This window comes from Acidimangrovimonas pyrenivorans (genome assembly GCF_042643245.1).
In the GTDB taxonomy this organism is placed as follows: domain Bacteria; phylum Pseudomonadota; class Alphaproteobacteria; order Rhodobacterales; family Rhodobacteraceae; genus Acidimangrovimonas; species Acidimangrovimonas pyrenivorans.
The window spans coordinates 18,025-36,465 of record NZ_JBHRSK010000018.1 but is presented as its reverse complement, the minus strand read 5'-3'; the positions used below and the strand labels follow the sequence as shown (position 1 = coordinate 36,465).

The following is an 18,441-nucleotide window of genomic DNA, read 5'->3' as shown; positions in this document are numbered from 1 at the left end:
CGCCCCTGCGGAAGGGGCAAGGAGGAAAGCGATGTCCGACCGCCACTGCCGGTTCGCCGGCCTGTTCTTTCCCGCCGACAGCGCGGAGCTCGCCGGCGAGGTCCGGGCCTTCCTGGAGGCTGCCGACAGTGCCACATCATCCGCGACCGCCGCGCCGCGCGCCATCGTCTCGGCCCATGCCGGCTATCCCTATTCCGGCCGCTTCGCCGGGCAGTCCTTCGCCGCGGTGAACTGGACGCCCGCCCGCGTCGTCGTCATCTCGCCCTCGCACCGCCATCCGTTCCGCGGCCTCGCCTATCCCTCGCAGCAGGTCTTCGCCACCCCGCTCGGCCCGCTGCGGATCGACCGGGCCGCCTGCGCCGCGCTCGCCGCTGCCGGGCTGGCGCATGAGGAGGATGCCGCCCATGACGACGAGCACGGCATCGAGACCCAGCTGCCGTTCATCCGCATGCTCTGGCCCGAGGCGCAGCTCGTGCCGCTGGTCTGCGGCGCGGTGCCGGCGGCGCAGGTCGCGGCGGCGATCGACGCGCTGGCCGGGCCCGAGACGCTGGTGGTGCTGTCCTCCGACCTGAGCCATTTCCTGCCCCGGTCCGCCGCCGGCGGGAAGGATGCCGAAACCGCCCATCTGCTCGAGACCGGCGAGGCCGAAGCCCTGACCCCGGGCCATGCCTGCGGCGCCACGGGCCTGCAGGGCTGGCTGATGTCGCGGGCCGGGCAGGGCAGCAAGGCGCTGCGGCTGGGCATGGGCGACAGCGGCGATGTGACCGGCGACCGCGCGCGGGTCGTCGGCTACGGCGCCTGGGCCTTCTATCCCATCGACAGTGCGATGCTGGGGCCGGAGGCGCAATCCGAGCTGCTCGGCCTGGCCCGCGAGGCGATCGCGGGCCGTCTGGCCGAACGTCCGGCACCGGCGCCCGATCCCGGCCGCGCCGCCACGCCGCTGCAGACCCGTGCGGCCAGCTTCGTCACCCTGACGCAGGACGGCACGCTGCGCGGCTGCATCGGCTCGATCGCGGCCCGTCGCGCGCTGGCCACGGACGTGGCCGAGAACGCCATCGCCGCGGCGTTCCGCGATCCGCGCTTTCCGCCGGTGACGGCCGGGCAATTGCCGCAGCTGCGGATCAAGCTGGCGGTGCTGAGCCGGGCGCAGGAGATGCGGATCGGGGGCGAGGACGAGGCGCTGGCGCGGATCGCGCCGGGGCTGGACGGGCTGATCCTGACCTCGGCCGGGCGCCGCGGCACCTTCCTGCCGGCGGTCTGGGACAGCCTGCCCGAGCCGCGCGCCTTCCTTTCCGCGCTCAAGCAGAAGGCCGGTCTGCCCCGGGATCACTGGGCCGAGGACCTGAGGTTGCACCGGTTCCGGGTGGAAAGCTTTGCCGAGGCCGAAACGGCGGCCTGAGCTGCGGCCGGGCCACTCTCGCTAGCCCCGCGCGAACAGCGCGCCGGCGACCATGTCGGCGGCGGCGGGGCCAAGCGCCAGCGGCGTGTCGTGCAGGACCGACAGCCGGGTGAGTGCCTGAAGGTCGGCGTCGCCGCCATGCGGCAGGGTCGGGTCGGCGAAGAAGATCACCGCGTCGAGGTCCCCCGTGGCGATCAGGGCGCCGAGCTGCTGGTCGCCGCCGCGCGCGCCGCGTTGCAGCCGCTGGACCGACAGGGCCGGCGCGGCCTCGGCGATCATCCTGCCGGTGCCGCCGGTGCAGATCAGGCGATGGCCGCGCAGGCTGCGCTCGTGCCGCAGCACCCAGGCCCGAAGCTGCGCCTTGCGCGTGTCATGGGCCGCCAGCGCCAGCCGCCGCGGCGCGGTCGACTGCGCCCGGGCCCGGTCGGTGAAGTCGAGGATGGCCCGGACCTGGGCGGCAAAGCCCTCGGCCTCGGCCGGGAAGGCCCCGGCCAGCGCCGCGGTGCCGACGGTGAAGCCCGCCGCGCCGGCGCGGGCGGCCGCGGCGATCCGCTCCGGGCTGTCGATGCTGCCGGCCATGATCACCGGCTTGTCCACCGCCGCGCAGACCCTGGTCATCAGGTCCGGCACGTCGCCGGCGAAGCGATAGGCCAGCAGGTCGAGCCCGTGGACGTGCTCCAGATCCGCCAGCTTCCGCGCCGATGAGACGATCGCCTCCGCCGGGCCTTCCAGCACGCTGGGATGGTCGATGATCCGGCCCGGAAACGGGTAGTAGCGCAGCGGGTGGTGGCGGGTCAGCGCGGTCACCTCCTCGGCCCGGGTGCCGCCCAGCAGGCAGTCGACATCGAGGTCCACCGCCGCCCGGGCCGAGGCCAGCTCGCTCTCCGCGTCCAGGCTGACGACCTCGAGATAGGAGCGCCCGCCCGCCGCGCGGATCGCGTCGGCAAGGCCCTTCAGCTCGGCGAAGGGCAGGCCGACATCCTTGAAGCCGATATGGCGCACGCCACCTTCCAGCGCCTCGTCCAGCCGGGCGCGGGCGTCGGGAATGGTGCGGTCGTTCGAGGTGAGCATCAGGATGAAATCGAAAGCCACGGGTCAGGTCTCCTCGGTGTCACGGCGCGGGCGGGGGCAGAGCGGGGCGGCCGCGGTCCAGCGTGGGGCGGCCTCGGCGATGCGCAGATGCGGCGCATCCAGGCTGGCCGCGATCAGGGCGTCCAGGTGGCCGAGGGCGGCGCCGGTGGACAGGCCGGCGGCGATCAGGGCGGAAAACACGTCGCCGACGCCATGCGGCACGCCGGCGCGGCGCGGGGCCGCCCAGAGCCGGGGGGCGTCGTGATCCAGCTCGAGGACGCCGATGCCGTCCGGCGCCACCGGCGCCGAGGTCATCAGCACCCGGCAGCGGCCGGACAGCCGGCGGCCCGCCTCGGCAGCATCGTCGAGCGTGTCGGTCGGCGCGGCGCTGAGCCAGCCCAGTTCGAAGGCGTTCGGGGTCAGGATGTCGGCCTCGGGCACCAGCCGGTCGCGCAGCGCCGTCGCCACCGCCCGGGGAACGTAGAGGCCCTTTGGGTTGTCGCCGAGCACGGGATCGACGACGACCCGCGGCGGCGTCTCCAGCGCGCGCAGCCGCCGGACCAGATCCACCGCGAACTCGACATGCGCGGCCGTCGGCAGGTAGCCGGTCAGCACCGCGTCCTGCGCGGCAAGCCAGCCGTTGACCGCCAGCGCCTCCAGCATCGCGGCCAGCTGCGCGACCGGGACGGGACTGCCCGAGACATGCGGCCAGCCCGGATGATTGGACAGCAGGATGGTCGGCAGCTGCGTGACCTGGTGGCCCAGAAGCTGCAGGGCCGGCGCGGCGGCGGACAGGCCGACATGACCGTGCGCAACCCAGCTCGACAGGATCAGCACGCGGCTCAAGGCAGGCCCCGCACCGCGCCCGGGGGCAGGCGCTCCTGTATCCGCCGAGATCGCTTCCTGAGTTCGACTGCCAACATGCCGCTTGATCCGCCCGGGCCCGCGAAGATGCCTGCGGCCGGGCCCCGTGCGCGCAGCCTAGGGGAAAAGCCCCGGCCTTCCAAGTTCCAAACCGTGGCTGCCGCGGGGCGTTCCGAGCTGCGCAGCGGTCTGTCGCTGCCGCGACCTCGCCACGCTGCCGGAGCACGTGTGCCGCGTCATCGGGCTCAAGCACAGGCATATCCGGTGCGCGATGGCCCCGCCGTCGTCCTGTATCCGGACAGCCTTGCCGGCCGAGCGGGCCCGAACCCGCCGGCCCGGGCGGGGCGGCGATGTCGAGGCCGGCACGCGCGCCTTGCTGTCGGAGCGTGGCCGCGCCCCGGGGCGGCCGTTGAAATCATGACTGAACCATCATCATGTTTGACGATCAATCCCGAAAGAACTATACGCGACAGGGGCAGGGTTGGCCGCGCTCTGTCTGGCTAAGGCATTGAATATCAAGCCGAGTGTTCCCGGGGCAAGCCGGTCGCGGCCGGGGCCGGATCGAGGCGGCAGAAGGAGATCGCACCGTGGCAGACGACAGAGGCGCCGGCAGGGCCGGCCCGCCCCCCGAGGGCCGCGTCGCCCGGCGCCAGCGCCGCAACCGCGAGGCGCTGATCCGCGCCGCCCGGCTGGAGATGATGGAAAAGGGGCTCGACGCCGCCACCATGCTCGAGATCGCCGAGCGGGCCGATGTCGGCGCCGGCACGGTCTACAACTACTTCAAGTCGAAGGAAGAGCTGGCGCTGGCGGCAATGGAGGACGTCATGCGCGACCTCTCGCTCCGGATCAAGACGGTGACCGACAGCTTCGACGATCCCGCCCGGGTCTATGCTTTCGGTCTCCGCAATCTCCTGGAAACGGCAAGCGGCGACAGCCGCTGGCGGCAATTGCTCAGCCGGACCGAGGTGATCGCCGATGCGATCTATCGCCAGACGGGACCCTACGCGATCGCGGATCTCGAGGCAGCGAAGGCGGCGGGATGTTTCGACTTTGCCGATGCGGCCCTGCTGTGGCGGTTGTCCACCCACGCGATCGTCGGCGTCAGCCTCGCGATCACGCACGGCGACCTGGCCCGGTCGGTGGTGGATGAGACCGTCATCCGGTTGCTCTGCATGGCCGGTGTCGACGTGCCGACCGCGACCGAGCTGGCCCGGCGTCCCTGTCCGCCGCTCCCGCCGGAAGAGGTCGGCTAGGCCCGGCATCGCCGGCCGCAATCCCCCTGACCGCCCGAGGTAAGATCGCCCGGGGCGTCGGGGAGGGGGCTGTGCAGCCGTGCCACGGGTCCGGTAGCGGGACGCCGTCTGTTGAGGGGCGCTTACGCCTTCGCGTCCGAGGGGCGTCGGGGAGGGGGCCGCCCAGCAGCGGGACCACTTGACCCAGCCGCACCTATCCAATACTTCGAAACCTGACCGGGCGGGTATGGTGTAATGGTAGCGCATTGGCCTTCCAAGCCGATGGTGCGGGTTCGATTCCCGCTACCCGCTCCAGCAAGTCATTTCCGACACATCGTCGACAAGCGCCGCCGGTCGCGGCGCTCAACCTGCTGATCCAGACGGGTTTATTGGCTCCGGGGCCGGGGCTTTCCGGGCTGGGCGCGCGCGGCGGCGCCCCGGGGGCGTCCTTGAATGCAGGGGCCGGCCTCGCCGCGCGTTCCGTCGCGGCTCCGGATGCTTGTTACGCGGCCGGAAGCCCGGGCGTTGCGGCGGGTCCGGGTCGGGTCGTGTCGCGGCAGGCGGGGGCTGTCTGCGCCCGTCGCCATTGTCGCTCGGACCAGTGGCGCCCCCAATGCCCCCCGCGAGGATGTTTTCGAGCAGAAAATGTGGCAGGCAGTGAGTTGGGTCAGGCGTTGGCCGTCGCGCGGCGCAGGGCCGGCTGGTCGACGATGAAGTCGGTCAGCATGGCGCCGATCCACATGCAGAACAGCGCCACCCAGGAGGTGCCGGTGAAGATCGAGGTGCCGGTAACGCCGTTGCCGATGGCGCAACCGCCGGCCAGCATGCCGCCGAAGCCCATCAGCACCGCGCCGAACATCGACCGGCGCATGTTGCTCTCGCCGTCGAAGCCCTGGAATTTCAGCTCGCCCACCAGCGCCGCCGAGAGGAAGGCGCCGATGAACACGCCCGGCACCAGGCCGACGTCGAATTCCAGCACCGCCTGGCGGTCGAGGAAGAACATCAGCGTGTTGGCCGAGGGGCCGGTGAAAGTGGCCGAGGTGACCGTCACCGGCTCGAAGCTGACCAGCGACAGCGAATAGGTCAGCACCCAGCCGACCGCGACGGCGAAGCCGACGCCCGAGGCGAAGATCAGCGTCCGCGCCCCGATCCGGTTGCGCAGCGAGATGTAGAGCGCGAAACCGGCGACGGCGAGGCCGAAGACCAGCCCGCTCTGTGCCGGCAGGTTGAGCGTTTCGAGCAGGTTGACGTTGCGCCCGCCCTCGGTGACCCAGAGCCGGGCGAGCCAGTCGCGCAGGGGCGCCATCCAGCCATGCAGGCTCATCTGCGCGACCACGGCGAAGATCAGCCCCGAGACCACCGAGCGCAGGTTGCCCGTCGCCGCCAGCACCAGCAGCCGGCCCGAACAGCCGCGCGCCAGCACCATGCCGACGCCAAAAAGCAGGCCGCCGATGATCGCACCCGACCAGGTGCCGGGCACCGCCATGATCCGCGCCTCGCTCGAATCCATCAGCCCCAGCAGCTGGGCGCCCTGGACCCAGACCGCCGCGGTCGAGAAGGTCAGCAGCCAGACCGAGACCCGCGCGCCCATCCGGCCGCGGGCGAACTCGACCGTGGCGGCGCGCAGGCAGAAGGCCGAACGCTGGGCCGCGACGCCGAAGATGATCCCGGTCAGCAGGCCGAACAGCGCCGAGGTCGGGTGTTCGCCGATGCGGTCGACGAGAGGTACGATATCCATTGGCGTTTTTCCCCCATGGAAAGTCATCGTCGCAGATGCCACGGGACGGTCGCTATTGCATTGATCCAGATCAGTCGATGCGTTTGCCTCTCGCCAAGTCGCGCGAAAGGCCGTATCGCAAGGCATGAGCACCCGCATCCGCTCCCTCTCGCTGGACGACGCCCGCCAGCTGCCGCGCTGGCGCCGGCCCGAGACGCTGCTTTTCGTCATGGCGGCGGCGATGCCGCTGGCCTTCTCGACCTGGCAGGCGCTGCTGAACAACTTCGTCATCGACGCCGCCGGCTTCACCGGGGTCCAGATCGGCTGGCTGCAATCGGTGCGCGAGGTGCCCGGCTTCCTGGCGATCGGGGTGATCTTCCTGCTGCTGTTCCTGCGCGAGCAGCTGCTGGCGCTGATCTCGCTCATCCTGCTGGGCGTCGCCGTCGGCATCACCGCGCTGTTTCCCAGCTTCGGCGGGCTGCTCTTCGTCACCCTGCTTTCGTCGGTTGGCTTCCATTACTACGAGACGGTGAACCAGTCGCTGCAGCTGCAGTGGATCGACAGGGCCAAGGCGCCGCAGACGCTGGGGCGGATCGTGGCCGTCGGCTCGGCGGCGTCGCTGACCGCCTATGTCACGCTGGTGCTGACCTGGAAGACCTTCGACCTGTCTTTCGAATTCGTCTATGCCATCGCCGGCGCGCTGACCGCGGCCATCGCGCTGGCCTGCCTGCTGCTTTACCCGCAATTCGAGAGCCCGAACCCGCAGCGCAAGCAGATGGTGCTGCGGCGGCGCTACTGGCTCTATTACCTGATGCAGTTCATGGCCGGCGCCCGGCGCCAGATCTTCGTCGTCTTCGCCGCCTTCATGATGGTCGAGCGTTTCGGTTTCCGCGTCGACGAGATCACCGCGCTGTTCATCCTCAATTTCCTCGCCAACATGGCGCTGGCCCCGGTGATGGGCAAGGCGCTGTTCCGCTTCGGCGAGCGGCGGCTGCTGTTGTTCGAATATGCCGGGCTGGTGGTCGTGTTCCTGTCCTATGGCGGCATCTACTATTTCGGCTGGGGCGTGGCCATCGCCGCCGGGCTCTACGTCATCGACCACCTGTTCTTCGCCCTGGCCTTCGCGCTCAAGACCTATTTCCAGAAGATCGCCGACCCGGCCGATATCGCCCCCACCGCCGCCGTTTCCTTCACCATCAACCACATCGCGGCAGTCTTCCTGCCGGCGCTGCTGGGCTATGTCTGGATCCACTCGCCCGGCGCGGTCTTCGGGCTGGCGGCCGGGATCGCCGGCACCTCCTTCGCGCTGGCGCTGCTGGTGCCGCGCCATCCCGAGCCGGGGAACGAGACCATCTTCTCGCGTCTCCTCGCCCCAACGGCCGCCGAGTAGCGATGGTCCGGCTTCTGGTCATAGGCGCCAGCGGAGCCGGCACCTCGACCCTGGGGCGCGCCGTCGCCAATGCCCGCGCGACCCAGCATTTCGACGTCGACGACTTCTTCTGGATGCCGACCGACCCGCCCTTCACCCGGCGCCGGCGCGCGGCCGACCGGGTGGCGCTGATGCAGGCGCTGTTCCTGCCGCGCCCCGACTGGGTGCTGTCGGGCTCGCCGATCGGCTGGGGCGACGCGGTGATCCCGCGCCTGACCCATGTCGTCTTCCTGACGCTGGAGCCGGGCGCGCGGCTCGACCGGCTGGCCCGGCGCGAGGCACGGCGCTGGGGCGCGCGGATCGTCGGCGAGGGCGACCTGGCGCGCCATCACTCCGGCTTCATGGACTGGGCCGCGGGCTATGACGACCCCGCCTTCATCGGCCGCTCGCGCGCCGCGCATGAGGATTGGCTCGACCGGCTGAGCTGCCCGGTGCTGCGGCTCGACGGCGATGCCGCGCCCGCCGGGCTGAGCGCCACGGTCTGCGACTGGCTTGACCGGACCGCCGGGGGGCACTAGGGCAGGGCGATCCCTGCACGAGAGGCCAGCCATGCCGACCTATTCCGCCCTGACCACCCTTCCCGGCGAAGCGCCCGCCACCGCGCTGGCCGAGGCGATGGAGCGGATGGAGCCCGCCCCCACCGGCGTCGGCGTCTTCGAGATCGAGGACGGCTCGGGCCTGTGGGAAGTGGGCGGCTATTTCGATGCCGCGCCGGACGAGGCGGCGCTGGCCGTGCTGGTGGCCGCCTATGGCGCCAAGCCCTTCACCGTCTCGGAACTGCCCGAGATCGACTGGGTCGCCAAGGTGAAACGCGAACTCGCTCCGGTAGAAGCCGGGCGCTTCTTCGTCTATGGCAGCCATGACGCCGACAAGGTGCCAGACGGCGCCATCGCGCTGATGATCGAGGCCTCGATGGCCTTCGGCACCGGCCATCACGGCACCACGCTGGGCTGCCTGAGGGCCCTCGACCGGCTCGACCGGGCCGGGGTCGTGGGACGAAATGTGGCGGATATTGGATGCGGCACCGCAGTATTGGCCATGGCCGCTGCCAGAATATGGCCGAATCCGGTGCTGGCCTCGGATATCGACGCGGTGGCGGTCGAGGTCGCCGAAGCCAATGTCGCCGTCAACGATCTGAGCGGCCGGGTGATCTGTGTCGAGGCCGCCGGCTTCGACAACCCCAAGCTGCACGCCGCCGCGCCGTTCGACGTCATCTTCGCCAATATTCTAAAGGGGCCGCTGATCGAGCTCGCCCCGTCGCTGTCCGCCCATCTGGCGCCCGGCGGGCGGGCGATCCTGTCGGGGCTGCTCAACACCCAGGCCGAGGCGGTGATCGCGGCTTACGCTGCGGAAGGTCTCGAGGTCGAAACCCGCGAGGAGATCGGCGACTGGACCACGCTGACCCTGATCAAGCCGGCCGGCTGACCGTCCTTCCGGGCCGGATTCCATAATTTTGCCACATTTTGACCGCAAATAGGGCAATGCTTGGGGGCCGTGTTTTGGAGGCAATTACATGGCCGATCCGAATCTCGCCGATTTTCATGGCCGTTTGCGCCGCATTGACAAGATCCGCCGCAAGGGGGGCGGTTTCGAGGCCGAGGGCACGCTCGGCCGATCCCATTTCGCGCAGTCCTCGCGGCGGCGCTTTCCCATTCTCGGCCCGATCTTGGTTGTGGCGCTGGCGGTCACCGGTCTGAAGGCGGTGATTCACGCCCGGATCGGATCGGATCTCTACGCCGCACGCGTTACCGAGCTGCAAGCCGGCGCGGGGATCGACAAGGCCGGCGCGTTCATCATGCATCCCGATCCGATCACGCTCTACCTGTCACGCAAGCTGCGCCGGGCCCTGCGCTGACGCGGAATACCCGACGGTCGAGCACGAAAAAGGCCGCACTGGAATTCCAGTGCGGCCTTCTTGCGAGTGGTGGCGGGTCGTCTCAGCGCTGGCGCGCGACCTTCTCGATATCGCCGCGGCAGAGGCCGATATCGTTGAGTTCGCGATCCGACAGGGCGGAGAGCGATTTGCGGGTCACGCGGGTGTCGTTCCAGTCGGCAACGGCCTCGGCGAAATTGCTGAAGAATTGCACGACGCGGAAGGTCGAGATGGCGCCGAAGGGCGCCGGGCGGGTCGTCTCGTAAGCGGCCATGGCGGTCATCCTTTTCATAAACTGCCCGAACTTTGGGCGGCGTGGTTTCTGAGGCGCATCTAGGCTGGTCGGAATTGCAACACAAGCTGGTGAATTCGCATGGCACGCATGCGAAATTCGCATGCCTCCTCGCGTTTGGTTTCCGCGCCTGCAAAATGGGGTGAGGAGCCTTGTGAAACAGTCGTTTTCAGGCATCAGTAAGGCGCTTTTCGGCAGAAATATGCTGCGATGCGGCATTGCGCCCGGGCGCGAGATGTCTGGCGAATGTTCGCGCTTCGTGCTACTGCGTCAAAAAAGCAACGACAAATGAGGGGGCAGCATGCGCGTTTTGGGGATCGACCCCGGTCTGCGCAACCTCGGCTGGGGGGTGATCGACGTCTCCGGGACGCGCCTGACCCATGTCGCGAACGGGATCTGCCATTCCGATTCGGGCGATCTGGCGCCGCGGCTGCTGTCGCTGCACCGCCAACTGAGCGCGGTGCTGGAGCGGCACGCCCCCGACCATGCCGCCGTCGAGCATACTTTCGTCAACAAGGACGGCGTCGCGACGCTGAAGCTGGGCCAGGCCCGCGGCATCGCGCTGCTGGTGCCGGCGCAGTTCGGGCTGACGGTCGGCGAATATGCCCCCAACGCGATCAAGAAGACGGTCGTCGGCGTCGGCCATGCCGCCAAGGCGCAGATCGACCACATGGTGCGGCTGCACCTGCCGGGGGTGAAGATCGAGGGTCCGGACGCCGCCGACGCCCTGGCCATCGCCATCTGCCACGCCCATCACCTGCAATCGGCCGGCAAGTTCGAGGCGGCGCTGGCGCGCGCCGGGGCAGGGCGCAAATGAGGGAGGAGCGGGCATGATCGGGCGCGTTGCCGGACGGATCGAGTATCGCGGCAGCGATCACGTGCTGATCGACGTCCGCGGCGTCGGTTACGTCGTCTATGTCTCAGAGCGCACGCTGGCCGGGCTGCCGGGCGTGGGCGAGGCCTGCGCGCTCTATACCGACCTGCTGGTGCGCGAGGACCTGCTGCAGCTCTTCGGCTTCCCGACGCTGATCGAGAAGGAATGGCACCGGTTGCTGATGAGCGTGCAGGGCATCGGCGCCAAGGCCTCGATGGCGATCCTCGGCGCGCTGGGGGCCGAGGGCGTGTCGCAGGCGATCGCGCTGGGCGACAGCAAGGCGATCACCGCCGCGCCCGGCGTCGGGCCCAAGATCGCCCAGCGGGTGGTGATGGAGCTGAAGGCCAAGGCGCCGGCGGTGATGGCGCAGGCCGGGGCGCTGTCGGCCACCACGGCGCCCGATGAGGACGTGATCGAGCCGGCGGACACGCCCGCCGCGCCGGCCAGGCGCAAGCCGGCGGCCAAGCCCGCCGCGGCCCAGAGCCGGGCGGTGAACACGGCCGATGCCTTGTCGGCGCTGATCAACCTCGGCTACGGCCAGGCCGATGCCGCCCAGGCGGTGGCGGCGACGGCGGCCGAAGAGCCGGAGGCCGATACCTCGGCCCTGATCCGCGCCGCGCTGAAGCGGCTGGCGCCGAGTTCGTAGCGGCGGCTTCCGAGACCTCTTCCCGTTTAGGCGCCGATCCCCCCACCTGTTTCGCCCGGCGTTTGCGCCGGGCGGCGCCCGACCCGCCCCCCCAGGGACGGGCGCTGCCCTGGGGGCCTCGTCCGAGTGCAGGGGGCTGCGCCGGCCAGCCAAGGAAAAGGCCCGCCGGGTTCCCCCGACGGGCCGCTTGATCTCGATTCAGGCCCTGGGCCCCTCGCTCAGCCCTTCAGGATCGAGCGGCCGGCATATTCGGCGATGTCGCCGAGCGCCTCTTCGATCCGGATCAGCTGGTTGTATTTCGCCAGCCGGTCCGAGCGCGCCAGGCTGCCGGTCTTGATCTGGCCGCAGTTGGTGGCGACGGCGAGGTCGGCGATGGTGCTGTCCTCGGTCTCGCCCGAGCGGTGGCTCATCACGCTGGTGAACCGCGCCCGGTCGGCCATCCGCACCGCGTCCAGCGTCTCGCTCAAGGTGCCGATCTGGTTGACCTTGACCAGCAGCGAGTTGGCGCAGCCCTCGGCGATGCCGCGGGCCAGCCGTTCGGGATTGGTGACGAAGAGGTCGTCGCCGACCAGCTGGACGCGCTTGCCCAGCACCTCGGTCTGCGTCCGCCAGCCGTCCCAGTCATCCTCGGCGCAGCCGTCCTCGATCGAGATGATCGGGTAATCGCTCACCAGCGCCTCGAGATAGGCGGTGTGTTCGTCCGAGGTCAGGGTCTTGCCCTCGCCGGCGAGGACGTATTTGCCGTCCTTGTAATACTCGGTCGAGGCGCAATCGAGGGCGAGGTAGATGTCCTCGCCGGGCTTGTAGCCGGCCTTCTCGATCGACTTGAGGATGAAGTCGAGCGCGTCGCGGGTGCTCGACAGGTTCGGCGCGAAGCCGCCCTCGTCGCCGATCCCGGTGTTGTAGCCCGCCGCCGACAGCTCCTTCTTCAGCGTGTGGAACACTTCCGAGCCCCAGCGCACCGCCTCGCGGATATTCGGCGCGGCGACCGGCATGATCATGAATTCCTGGATGTCGATCGGGTTGTCGGCATGCTCGCCGCCATTGATGATGTTCATCATCGGCACCGGCAGCACCCGCGCGCCGACGCCGCCGACATAGCGGTAGAGCTGCTGGTCATAGAGCTGCGCGCCGGCCTTGGCGACGGCGAGGCTGACGCCGAGGATGGCGTTGGCGCCCAGCCGGCCCTTGTTCGGCGTGCCGTCGAGCTCGCACATCAGCCGGTCGATCAGCACCTGCTCGTCGGCGTCGTAGCCGACGATCTCCTCGGCGATCTCGCCATTGACCGCGGCGACGGCCTCGAGCACGCCCTTGCCGTTGTAGCGATCCTTGTCGCCGTCGCGCTTCTCGACCGCCTCGTGGGCGCCGGTCGAGGCCCCCGACGGCACCGCGGCGCGGCCCATCTCGCCATCTTCGAGATAGACGTCGACCTCGACGGTCGGATTGCCCCGGCTGTCGAGGATCTCGCGGGCGGTGATGTCGATAATCGTGCTCATGTTCAGTCCTTCTTGGTCAATGGACGCCGAAAAGTTCAGATCGCCGGGCGATGGATCGGGGGGCGGCGCGGGACGATGGAGGCCGCGGGCGCGCTCGGGCTGTCGGACGCGATGATGCTGACGGGCATGGGCTTTCCCCGATGGTTCAAGGCGGCTTTTAGGCGTTTTGGCCCGGCGGGGGAAGGCCCGATCACGGCCCTGTGGGGCTTGACGCCGGGCCGGGGCCGGGCAAGACGGGGGCAGGGCAGCAGGAGGGGCGGGGATGGCACGCAAGGACAGGCTGGACGCGATCGGCGTCGTCGCGCTGACAGCGTCCTCGCTGCTGCTCGGGCTCAACCAGGTCGTGGTCAAGGTGGTGAACGGCGGGCTGCAGCCGGTCTTCTTCGCCGGGCTGCGCTCGGTCGGGGCGTTGCTGCTCATCTGGGCCTGGATGTATTGGCGCGGCCGGCCGGTGCGAATCCGGCCCGGCACCGTCGGCGCCGGCATCGCCATCGGCCTGTGTTTCGCGGTCGAGTTCCTGTGCCTGTTCCTCGCGCTCGACCACACCACCGTGGTGCGCAGCTCGATCATCTTCTACTCGATGCCGGTCTGGTTCGCGATCCTGGGGCATTTCTTCCTGCCCGGTGAGCGGATTTCCCCGCGCAAGGCGCTGGGGCTGGCGATCGCCTTTGCCGGCGTCGCCTGGGCCATCGCCCATCGCGGCGGCGCCGCCGGCGAGACCAGCCTGCTGGGCGACCTGCTGTCGCTGGGCGCCGCTTTCGGCTGGACCGGCATCGCCTTCCTGTCGCGCGCCACCAGCCTGCGCGAGATCCGGCCCGAGATGCAGCTGTTCTGGATGGTGGCGGTGTCGGGCCCGGTGCTGCTGGTCGCCTCGCTGTTCTTCGGCCCCTTCATCCGCGATCTGCAGCCGATCCACCTGTGGGGGCTGGGCTTCCAGATCGTCGTCATCGCCTCCTTCGGCTTCATCTTCTGGCTCTGGCTGCTGGCGGAATACCCCGCCTCGACGGTGGCGAGCTTCTCCTTCCTGACGCCGCTTCTGGGCATCGGTTTCGGCTGGCTACTGCTGGGCGAGCCGGTGGGGCCGCAGATCCTCGCCTCCGGCGCGCTGGTGGCCCTCGGGATCGTGCTGATCAACAGCGCGGGCAGGGCGCGGGGGTAGGGGGCCGGTCGGGCGGGGCCTCGCGGTCAATAGCTGATCGGGCTGCCCAGCCCACGACCTGCATAGAGCCTCCGGATCAACAGCCCTGTTCGCGGCGGGGCGAAGCTACCTTCGTGCTGTGCCCCTTTTCCGCCCGGAGCGCACCGAGTGCAGGGCGAGTGCCTGCCCGTCCCGGCGGGGAGGCGCTATGGCCACCCGCGCGTTGAGTTCAGAGTTGGGAGGGGTGTTGCCACCATAAATTGCGCCGTTCGGCTGTTGCGAGCGCCACCCCACGGGCAGGCGCGCGCCCTGCGTTCGGTGCGCTCCGGAGCTGGCTGCACCCGCTGGGCCGGGCGCTGCCCTCAATTCCTGTGGGCGACCGTTTCAGATCACCCCGGCAGCCTGAACTCGCCCCAGATCGGCAGGTGGTCCGAGGCCCGCAGCGCCTCGCCCTCGTCCAGCATGCCGGTCCGGGCCGGCTCCCACAGGTCGCAATGGGCGATGCGGTCGAGCGGGGCGAGCCGCAGGCGGGCGTGGAAGCTGGGCCCCGGCGCCAAGACGTTGAAATCGGGTTTCAGCGGGGCGAGCGGGGCCGTGGCCGACCACTCGTTGAAATCGCCCAGGATGAGGGTCGGCAGCCGGGTCTGCGTCGCCAGCCAGTCCGAGATCGCGCCGAGCTGGCGCAGGCGGTCCGGCGTCCGCAGCCCGAGATGGACGCCGACGACGCGCAAGAGCTGCCCGTCGCGGCGCAGATCCGCCGCTACCGCGCCGCGTGGCTCGAAGGAGGGCAGGTCGAGATGGTGCAGATCCTCGAGCTCGATCCACGGCCGCACCAGGATGGCGTTGCCGTGCCAGCCGAGACTGACATGGTTCTTCGCGATCGGCAGCGGGGTGTAATCCGAAGCCTGCGCGATCACCTCGGGCGTCAGCGCCGCCGGCCGGTCGCCCAGCCGCCGGTCGGCCTCCTGCAGCACCGCGATCTCGGCCGCCGTCCGCTTGATCACCCGCATCGTCCGCTCGGGATTGCGGCGCCGGTCGGTGCCGAGGCATTTGCGGATATTGTAGCTGGCGATGCGCAGGCGCTCGCCGGGCGCGTCGGGCAGGGTGTCGGGCAGGGCGTCCATGCTCAGGTCCCGCAGAAGGTGCGCCGCACCGCCTCTTCCGGCGCCGGCGCGGCGCGCAGCGGGTCGTCCGGCGCGGCATCGAAGGGCCGGGCCAGCGCCGCGTTGAGGGCGTGGAACGGGGCGAGGTCGCCGGCGACACCGGCCTGGATCGCTTGCTCGATGCGGTGGTTGCGCGGGATCACCGCCGGGTTGACCCGGGCCATCGCCACCCGCGCCTGCTCGGGCGACCGGCCCTCGCGCGCCAGCCGGGCCTGCCAGTCGGCCTGCCAGCGGTCATAGGCCTCGGGCTCGGCGAATTCCGTCCGCGCGGTGCCCTCGGCCAGACCGCGGAAGACCCGGGTGTAATCGGCCTTCAGCACCGCCATCCGCCCCAGCAGGGTCTCGATCAGCTCGGCGTCGCCGTCCTCGGCCGTCTCCAGCCCCAGCTTGGCGCGGAACCGGGCCAGCCATTCCGAGCGGTAGAGATCGGGGAAGCGATAGACCGCCTCGGTCGCCTTCTCGATGGCGGCGTTGCGGTCCTCGCCCATCAGGGGCAGCAGGGCGGAGGCGAATTGGGCGAGGTTCCAGATCGCCACCTGCGGCTGGTTGGAATAAGCGTAGCGGCCGAACTGGTCGATCGACGAGAACACGCGGTCGGGGTGGTAGTCGTCGATGAAGGCGCAGGGGCCGTAATCGATGGTCTCGCCGCCGACATGGGCGTTGTCGGTGTTCATGACGCCGTGGATGAAGCCGAGCGCCATCCATTGTGCCACCAGCCGGGCCTGCGCCGCGACGGCGGCGGTGAGCAGCCCCATCGGCCCCTCGGCCTGCGGGTAGTGGCGGGCGAGGGCGTGGTCGGTCAGGATCTGCAGCGCCTCGCTGTCCTGGCGGGCGGCGAAATACTGGAAGGTGCCGACGCGGATATGGGACGAGGCGACGCGGGTGAGGACGGCGCCGGGATAGGGCGCCTCGCGCAGCACCTGCTCGCCGGTGGTGACCGCGGCCAGCGCCCGCGTCGTCGGCACGCCGAGCGCATGCATCGCCTCGCTGACGATGTATTCGCGCAGCACCGGGCCGAGCCAGGCCCGGCCGTCGCCGCGGCGCGAGAACGGGGTCGGGCCCGAGCCCTTGAGCTGGAGGTCGCGCCGGGTGCCCTGCCGGTCGACGACCTCGCCCAGCAGGATCGCCCGTCCGTCGCCCAGCTGCGGCGACCAGCCGCCGAACTGGTGCCCGGCATAGGCCTGGGCAATCGGCTCGGCGCCCTCGGGGATCGCGTTGCCGGCCAGCATCGCCAGCCCCTCCGGCGCGGTCAGCGCCTGGGGGTCGATGCCCAGCTCCTCGGCCAGCGCCGCGTTGACCGCGATCAGCCCCGGCGCGGCGACCGGGGTCGGGCCGAGGCGGGCATAGAAGCGGTCGGGCAGGCGGGCGTAGCTATTGTCGAACGGGATATGCAGCATGGCGAACCTTTCGCCGTTCAACATAGGGGGCCTGGTGCGACGGGGAAAGGGGAGCGGGCGGCGGACCTGAATTGGTGGTTCCGAGGGCGCGTGGCCGCCCGGGTGGGCGCGGAACGCGCCCGCCATGGGGCGGGCGGACGCGTGCCCGGCGTAAACGCCGGGCGGCAGATTGGATTGGCGAGTTGGTGCCGAGCAGGCGCCCCGTTTCAGAGCCGCCCGATCCGCTCGGTCAGCAGGGTGAAGAACCCGTCGGCGTCGATGTCGCCGATGAACAGCGCGTTGGGTTCGCGGCCCGAGACCCGCCACCAGTCGGCGACCGTCATTCCCAGCGTCAGCTTGCCGGTGGTCTCGATCTCGACATTGATCCGGCGGCCGGTGAACAGCTCGGGCCGGATCAGGTAGGCCACCACGCAGGGATCGTGCAGCGGCGCGCCGGCGCTGCCGTATTTCTCCATGTCGAAGCGTTCGAAGAAATCGGTCCACTCGGCCACCATCCGTCCCGGCTCGGTGCCCAGGCTGCGGAACGCCTCGATCCGCGGCCGCGTCGTCAGCGCCTTGTGGGTGACGTCGAGCGGCATCACCACCAGCGGCACGCCCGACTTGAACACCACATCGGCCGCCTCCGGGTCGACATAGATGTTGAACTCGGCCGTGGGCGTGACGTTGCCGACCTCGAAATAGGCGCCGCCCATCAGCACGATCTCCTGTACCCGGCCAACGATGTCGGGGGCGCGCAGGAAGGCCTGGGCGATGTTGGTCAGCGGCCCGATCGGGCACAGGGTGACGGAGCCCGCCGGCTCGCGCCGCAGTGTCTCGATCAGGAAATCGACCGCGTGGTGCTCCTGCAGCGGCATCGTCGGCTCGGGCAGGACGGGGCCGTCGAGCCCGGTCTTGCCGTGGACGTATTCCGCCGTCACCAGCTTGCGCTGCAGCGGCGCGTCGCAGCCGGCGAAGACGGGGATGTCGGGCCGGCCGGCCAGTTCGCAGACGATGCGGGCGTTCTTCGAGGTCAGCGGCAGCGGCACGTTGCCGGCGACCGCGGTGATGCCCATAATCTCGATCTCGGGGCTGGCCAGGGCCAGCAGGATGGCGACGGCGTCGTCCTGGCCGGGATCGGTGTCGATGATGATGCGGCGTGTGGCGGGCATGGCGGTTCTCCTGTTCCCGCCGGACCAAACCGCAAGCCGCCGCCGATGTCCATGGCCGTCAGCCCGCCTTGCGAAAGCTGCTCTGCTGGAACTTCTGTTCGACGCCCCGGGGCGTGACATGGGTGAAGCGGACCGCGCCAGTCAGGGTGAAGACGCCCGGCGCCAGCCGCTCGAGTTCGGCCGCCAGCTGCTCCGGCGCGTAGCGTCGCACCGGCAGGCCGGAACAGCGCTCGGGCCCGTCGGCGGCGAAGGTGGCAATGATCGCGGTGCCGCCCGGCTCCAGCGCCGCGTCCAGCGTGCGGACATAGGCGGCGCGGTCCTTTGCGTCGGTCAGGAAGTGGAACACCGCCCGGTCATGCCAGACGGCATAGCGCCGATCCGGTTGCCAGGCGGTGATGTCGGCGGCGATCCAGATGACTTCCGCCGCGCGCTCCCCGAGCCGGTCCTGCGCCCGGCGCAGCGCCTCCCGCGACAGGTCGAGCACCGTCACCGGCCCGCGCCCGGCCTCGAGCAATGCCTCGGCCAACCGCGCGGTGCCGCCGCCGATGTCGACCACGGCGGCGCCCGGCGGCAGCTTCTGCAGGATGGCGTCGAGCGAATGGCGCGGCTCCGCCTCGAACCAGCTCAAGTCGGCGTCCTCGGCCCCGCCATAGGCGTGGTCCCAATGCTCGCGGCGTGTCGTCATGCTCCTCCCGTCCCGCA

18 protein-coding genes and 1 tRNA gene are annotated in these 18,441 nt (G+C 70.3%); 10 read left to right on the top strand and 9 right to left on the bottom strand.

Annotated elements, in window-relative coordinates; all coding sequences use genetic code 11:
* The first annotated feature begins 31 nt into the window (after positions 1-31).
* Positions 32-1,399 carry an AmmeMemoRadiSam system protein B gene (gene amrB, locus ACFOES_RS19495; protein WP_377835110.1) on the top strand — a complete coding sequence of 456 codons (1,368 nt, stop codon included), beginning with the start codon at positions 32-34 and terminating at the stop codon, positions 1,397-1,399.
* Positions 1,400-1,420: 21 nt separating this feature from the next.
* On the opposite strand, the gene ACFOES_RS19490 is transcribed toward amrB, so the two are convergent.
* Entirely contained in the window at positions 1,421-2,491 is a 1,071-nt protein-coding gene (locus ACFOES_RS19490) for a methylglyoxal synthase (protein ID WP_377835108.1), read from the bottom strand.
* Positions 2,492-2,494: 3 nt separating this feature from the next.
* Entirely contained in the window at positions 2,495-3,307 is an 813-nt protein-coding gene (locus ACFOES_RS19485) for a PfkB family carbohydrate kinase (protein ID WP_377835298.1), read from the bottom strand.
* A gap of 614 nt (positions 3,308-3,921) precedes the next feature.
* Between ACFOES_RS19485 and ACFOES_RS19480 the strand changes: the two genes are divergently transcribed.
* The gene (locus tag ACFOES_RS19480) at positions 3,922-4,587 is read left to right on the top strand and encodes a TetR/AcrR family transcriptional regulator (protein ID WP_377835107.1); all 666 of its coding nucleotides are present in this window, start codon (positions 3,922-3,924) and stop codon (positions 4,585-4,587) included.
* Positions 4,588-4,807: 220 nt separating this feature from the next.
* A tRNA-Gly gene (locus ACFOES_RS19475) sits at positions 4,808-4,881 on the top strand.
* 352 nt (positions 4,882-5,233) lie between these two features.
* On the opposite strand, the gene ACFOES_RS19470 is transcribed toward ACFOES_RS19475, so the two are convergent.
* Positions 5,234-6,304, bottom strand: a complete 1,071-nt coding sequence (locus tag ACFOES_RS19470; protein WP_377835105.1) for a YeeE/YedE family protein — start codon at positions 6,302-6,304, stop codon at positions 5,234-5,236.
* Positions 6,305-6,428: 124 nt separating this feature from the next.
* Between ACFOES_RS19470 and ACFOES_RS19465 the strand changes: the two genes are divergently transcribed.
* The 4 genes from ACFOES_RS19465 (at position 6,429) to ACFOES_RS19450 (ending at position 9,567) form a co-directional block, all read left to right on the top strand.
* Complete coding sequence (locus ACFOES_RS19465; protein ID WP_377835104.1) at positions 6,429-7,673, top strand: MFS transporter; 1,245 nt, start codon at positions 6,429-6,431, stop codon at positions 7,671-7,673.
* A gap of 2 nt (positions 7,674-7,675) precedes the next feature.
* A complete protein-coding gene (locus tag ACFOES_RS19460; protein WP_377835102.1) occupies positions 7,676-8,230 on the top strand; it encodes an adenylate kinase in 555 nt (184 codons plus the stop codon).
* Positions 8,231-8,261: 31 nt separating this feature from the next.
* A complete protein-coding gene (locus ACFOES_RS19455) occupies positions 8,262-9,137 on the top strand; it encodes a 50S ribosomal protein L11 methyltransferase (RefSeq protein ID WP_377835100.1) in 876 nt (291 codons plus the stop codon).
* An 88-nt stretch (positions 9,138-9,225) separates the two neighbouring features.
* A complete protein-coding gene (locus tag ACFOES_RS19450; protein ID WP_377835099.1) occupies positions 9,226-9,567 on the top strand; it encodes a hypothetical protein in 342 nt (113 codons plus the stop codon).
* Positions 9,568-9,649: 82 nt separating this feature from the next.
* Here ACFOES_RS19450 and ACFOES_RS19445 read toward each other — a convergent pair whose 3' ends face one another.
* Positions 9,650-9,859 (bottom strand): DUF1127 domain-containing protein, encoded by a 210-nt coding sequence (locus ACFOES_RS19445; protein WP_377835097.1) that lies wholly within the window; start codon positions 9,857-9,859, stop codon positions 9,650-9,652.
* A gap of 319 nt (positions 9,860-10,178) precedes the next feature.
* On the opposite strand from ACFOES_RS19445, the gene ruvC reads away from it, so the two are divergent.
* Both ruvC and ruvA read left to right on the top strand, forming a co-directional pair.
* Positions 10,179-10,694: a crossover junction endodeoxyribonuclease RuvC gene (gene ruvC, locus ACFOES_RS19440; RefSeq protein WP_377835095.1), complete on the top strand. Its 516-nt coding sequence runs from the start codon at positions 10,179-10,181 to the stop codon at positions 10,692-10,694.
* Positions 10,695-10,707: 13 nt separating this feature from the next.
* Positions 10,708-11,397: a Holliday junction branch migration protein RuvA gene (gene ruvA, locus ACFOES_RS19435; RefSeq protein ID WP_377835093.1), complete on the top strand. Its 690-nt coding sequence runs from the start codon at positions 10,708-10,710 to the stop codon at positions 11,395-11,397.
* A 218-nt stretch (positions 11,398-11,615) separates the two neighbouring features.
* Here the strand turns inward: ruvA and eno are convergent, their stop codons facing one another.
* Positions 11,616-12,893, bottom strand: coding sequence for a phosphopyruvate hydratase (gene eno / locus ACFOES_RS19430; RefSeq protein WP_377835091.1), 1,278 nt, complete (start codon positions 12,891-12,893; stop codon positions 11,616-11,618).
* Between the two features lie 262 nt (positions 12,894-13,155).
* Here eno and ACFOES_RS19425 point away from each other — a divergent pair, with 262 nt between their 5' ends.
* On the top strand, positions 13,156-14,052 hold the full coding sequence (locus tag ACFOES_RS19425; protein WP_377835089.1) for a DMT family transporter: 897 nt from the start codon (positions 13,156-13,158) through the stop codon (positions 14,050-14,052).
* A 368-nt stretch (positions 14,053-14,420) separates the two neighbouring features.
* Here ACFOES_RS19425 and ACFOES_RS19420 read toward each other — a convergent pair whose 3' ends face one another.
* The 4 genes from ACFOES_RS19420 to ACFOES_RS19405 all read right to left on the bottom strand — a co-directional run bounded on the left by ACFOES_RS19420 (position 14,421) and on the right by ACFOES_RS19405 (position 18,424).
* Positions 14,421-15,155, bottom strand: a complete 735-nt coding sequence (locus ACFOES_RS19420) for an endonuclease/exonuclease/phosphatase family protein (RefSeq protein ID WP_377835087.1) — start codon at positions 15,153-15,155, stop codon at positions 14,421-14,423.
* Positions 15,156-15,157: 2 nt separating this feature from the next.
* Positions 15,158-16,591 (bottom strand): protein adenylyltransferase SelO, encoded by a 1,434-nt coding sequence (locus ACFOES_RS19415; RefSeq protein WP_377835086.1) that lies wholly within the window; start codon positions 16,589-16,591, stop codon positions 15,158-15,160.
* 206 nt (positions 16,592-16,797) lie between these two features.
* Positions 16,798-17,739 (bottom strand): nucleoside hydrolase, encoded by a 942-nt coding sequence (locus ACFOES_RS19410; RefSeq protein WP_377835084.1) that lies wholly within the window; start codon positions 17,737-17,739, stop codon positions 16,798-16,800.
* A 58-nt stretch (positions 17,740-17,797) separates the two neighbouring features.
* Entirely contained in the window at positions 17,798-18,424 is a 627-nt protein-coding gene (locus ACFOES_RS19405) for a class I SAM-dependent methyltransferase (RefSeq protein ID WP_377835082.1), read from the bottom strand.
* Positions 18,425-18,441 lie beyond the last annotated feature (17 nt).

Excerpts from the sequence above, each read along its gene's own strand:
- ACFOES_RS19420 (WP_377835087.1), bottom strand. The coding sequence starts at position 15,155 with ATGGACGCCCTGCCCGACACCCTGCCCGACGCGCCCGGCGAGCGCCTG.
- ACFOES_RS19410 (WP_377835084.1), bottom strand. The coding sequence starts at position 17,739 with ATGCCCGCCACACGCCGCATCATCATCGACACCGATCCCGGCCAGGAC.
- ACFOES_RS19455 (WP_377835100.1), top strand. The coding sequence starts at position 8,262 with ATGCCGACCTATTCCGCCCTGACCACCCTTCCCGGCGAAGCGCCCGCC.
- ACFOES_RS19450 (WP_377835099.1), top strand. The coding sequence starts at position 9,226 with ATGGCCGATCCGAATCTCGCCGATTTTCATGGCCGTTTGCGCCGCATT.
- ACFOES_RS19465 (WP_377835104.1), top strand. The coding sequence starts at position 6,429 with ATGAGCACCCGCATCCGCTCCCTCTCGCTGGACGACGCCCGCCAGCTG.
- amrB (WP_377835110.1), top strand. The coding sequence starts at position 32 with ATGTCCGACCGCCACTGCCGGTTCGCCGGCCTGTTCTTTCCCGCCGAC.
- ACFOES_RS19445 (WP_377835097.1), bottom strand. The coding sequence starts at position 9,859 with ATGGCCGCTTACGAGACGACCCGCCCGGCGCCCTTCGGCGCCATCTCG.
- ACFOES_RS19460 (WP_377835102.1), top strand. The coding sequence starts at position 7,676 with ATGGTCCGGCTTCTGGTCATAGGCGCCAGCGGAGCCGGCACCTCGACC.
- ACFOES_RS19405 (WP_377835082.1), bottom strand. The coding sequence starts at position 18,424 with ATGACGACACGCCGCGAGCATTGGGACCACGCCTATGGCGGGGCCGAG.
- ACFOES_RS19470 (WP_377835105.1), bottom strand. The coding sequence starts at position 6,304 with ATGGATATCGTACCTCTCGTCGACCGCATCGGCGAACACCCGACCTCG.
- ACFOES_RS19425 (WP_377835089.1), top strand. The coding sequence starts at position 13,156 with ATGGCACGCAAGGACAGGCTGGACGCGATCGGCGTCGTCGCGCTGACA.
- ruvC (WP_377835095.1), top strand. The coding sequence starts at position 10,179 with ATGCGCGTTTTGGGGATCGACCCCGGTCTGCGCAACCTCGGCTGGGGG.
- ruvA (WP_377835093.1), top strand. The coding sequence starts at position 10,708 with ATGATCGGGCGCGTTGCCGGACGGATCGAGTATCGCGGCAGCGATCAC.
- ACFOES_RS19415 (WP_377835086.1), bottom strand. The coding sequence starts at position 16,591 with ATGCTGCATATCCCGTTCGACAATAGCTACGCCCGCCTGCCCGACCGC.
- eno (WP_377835091.1), bottom strand. The coding sequence starts at position 12,893 with ATGAGCACGATTATCGACATCACCGCCCGCGAGATCCTCGACAGCCGG.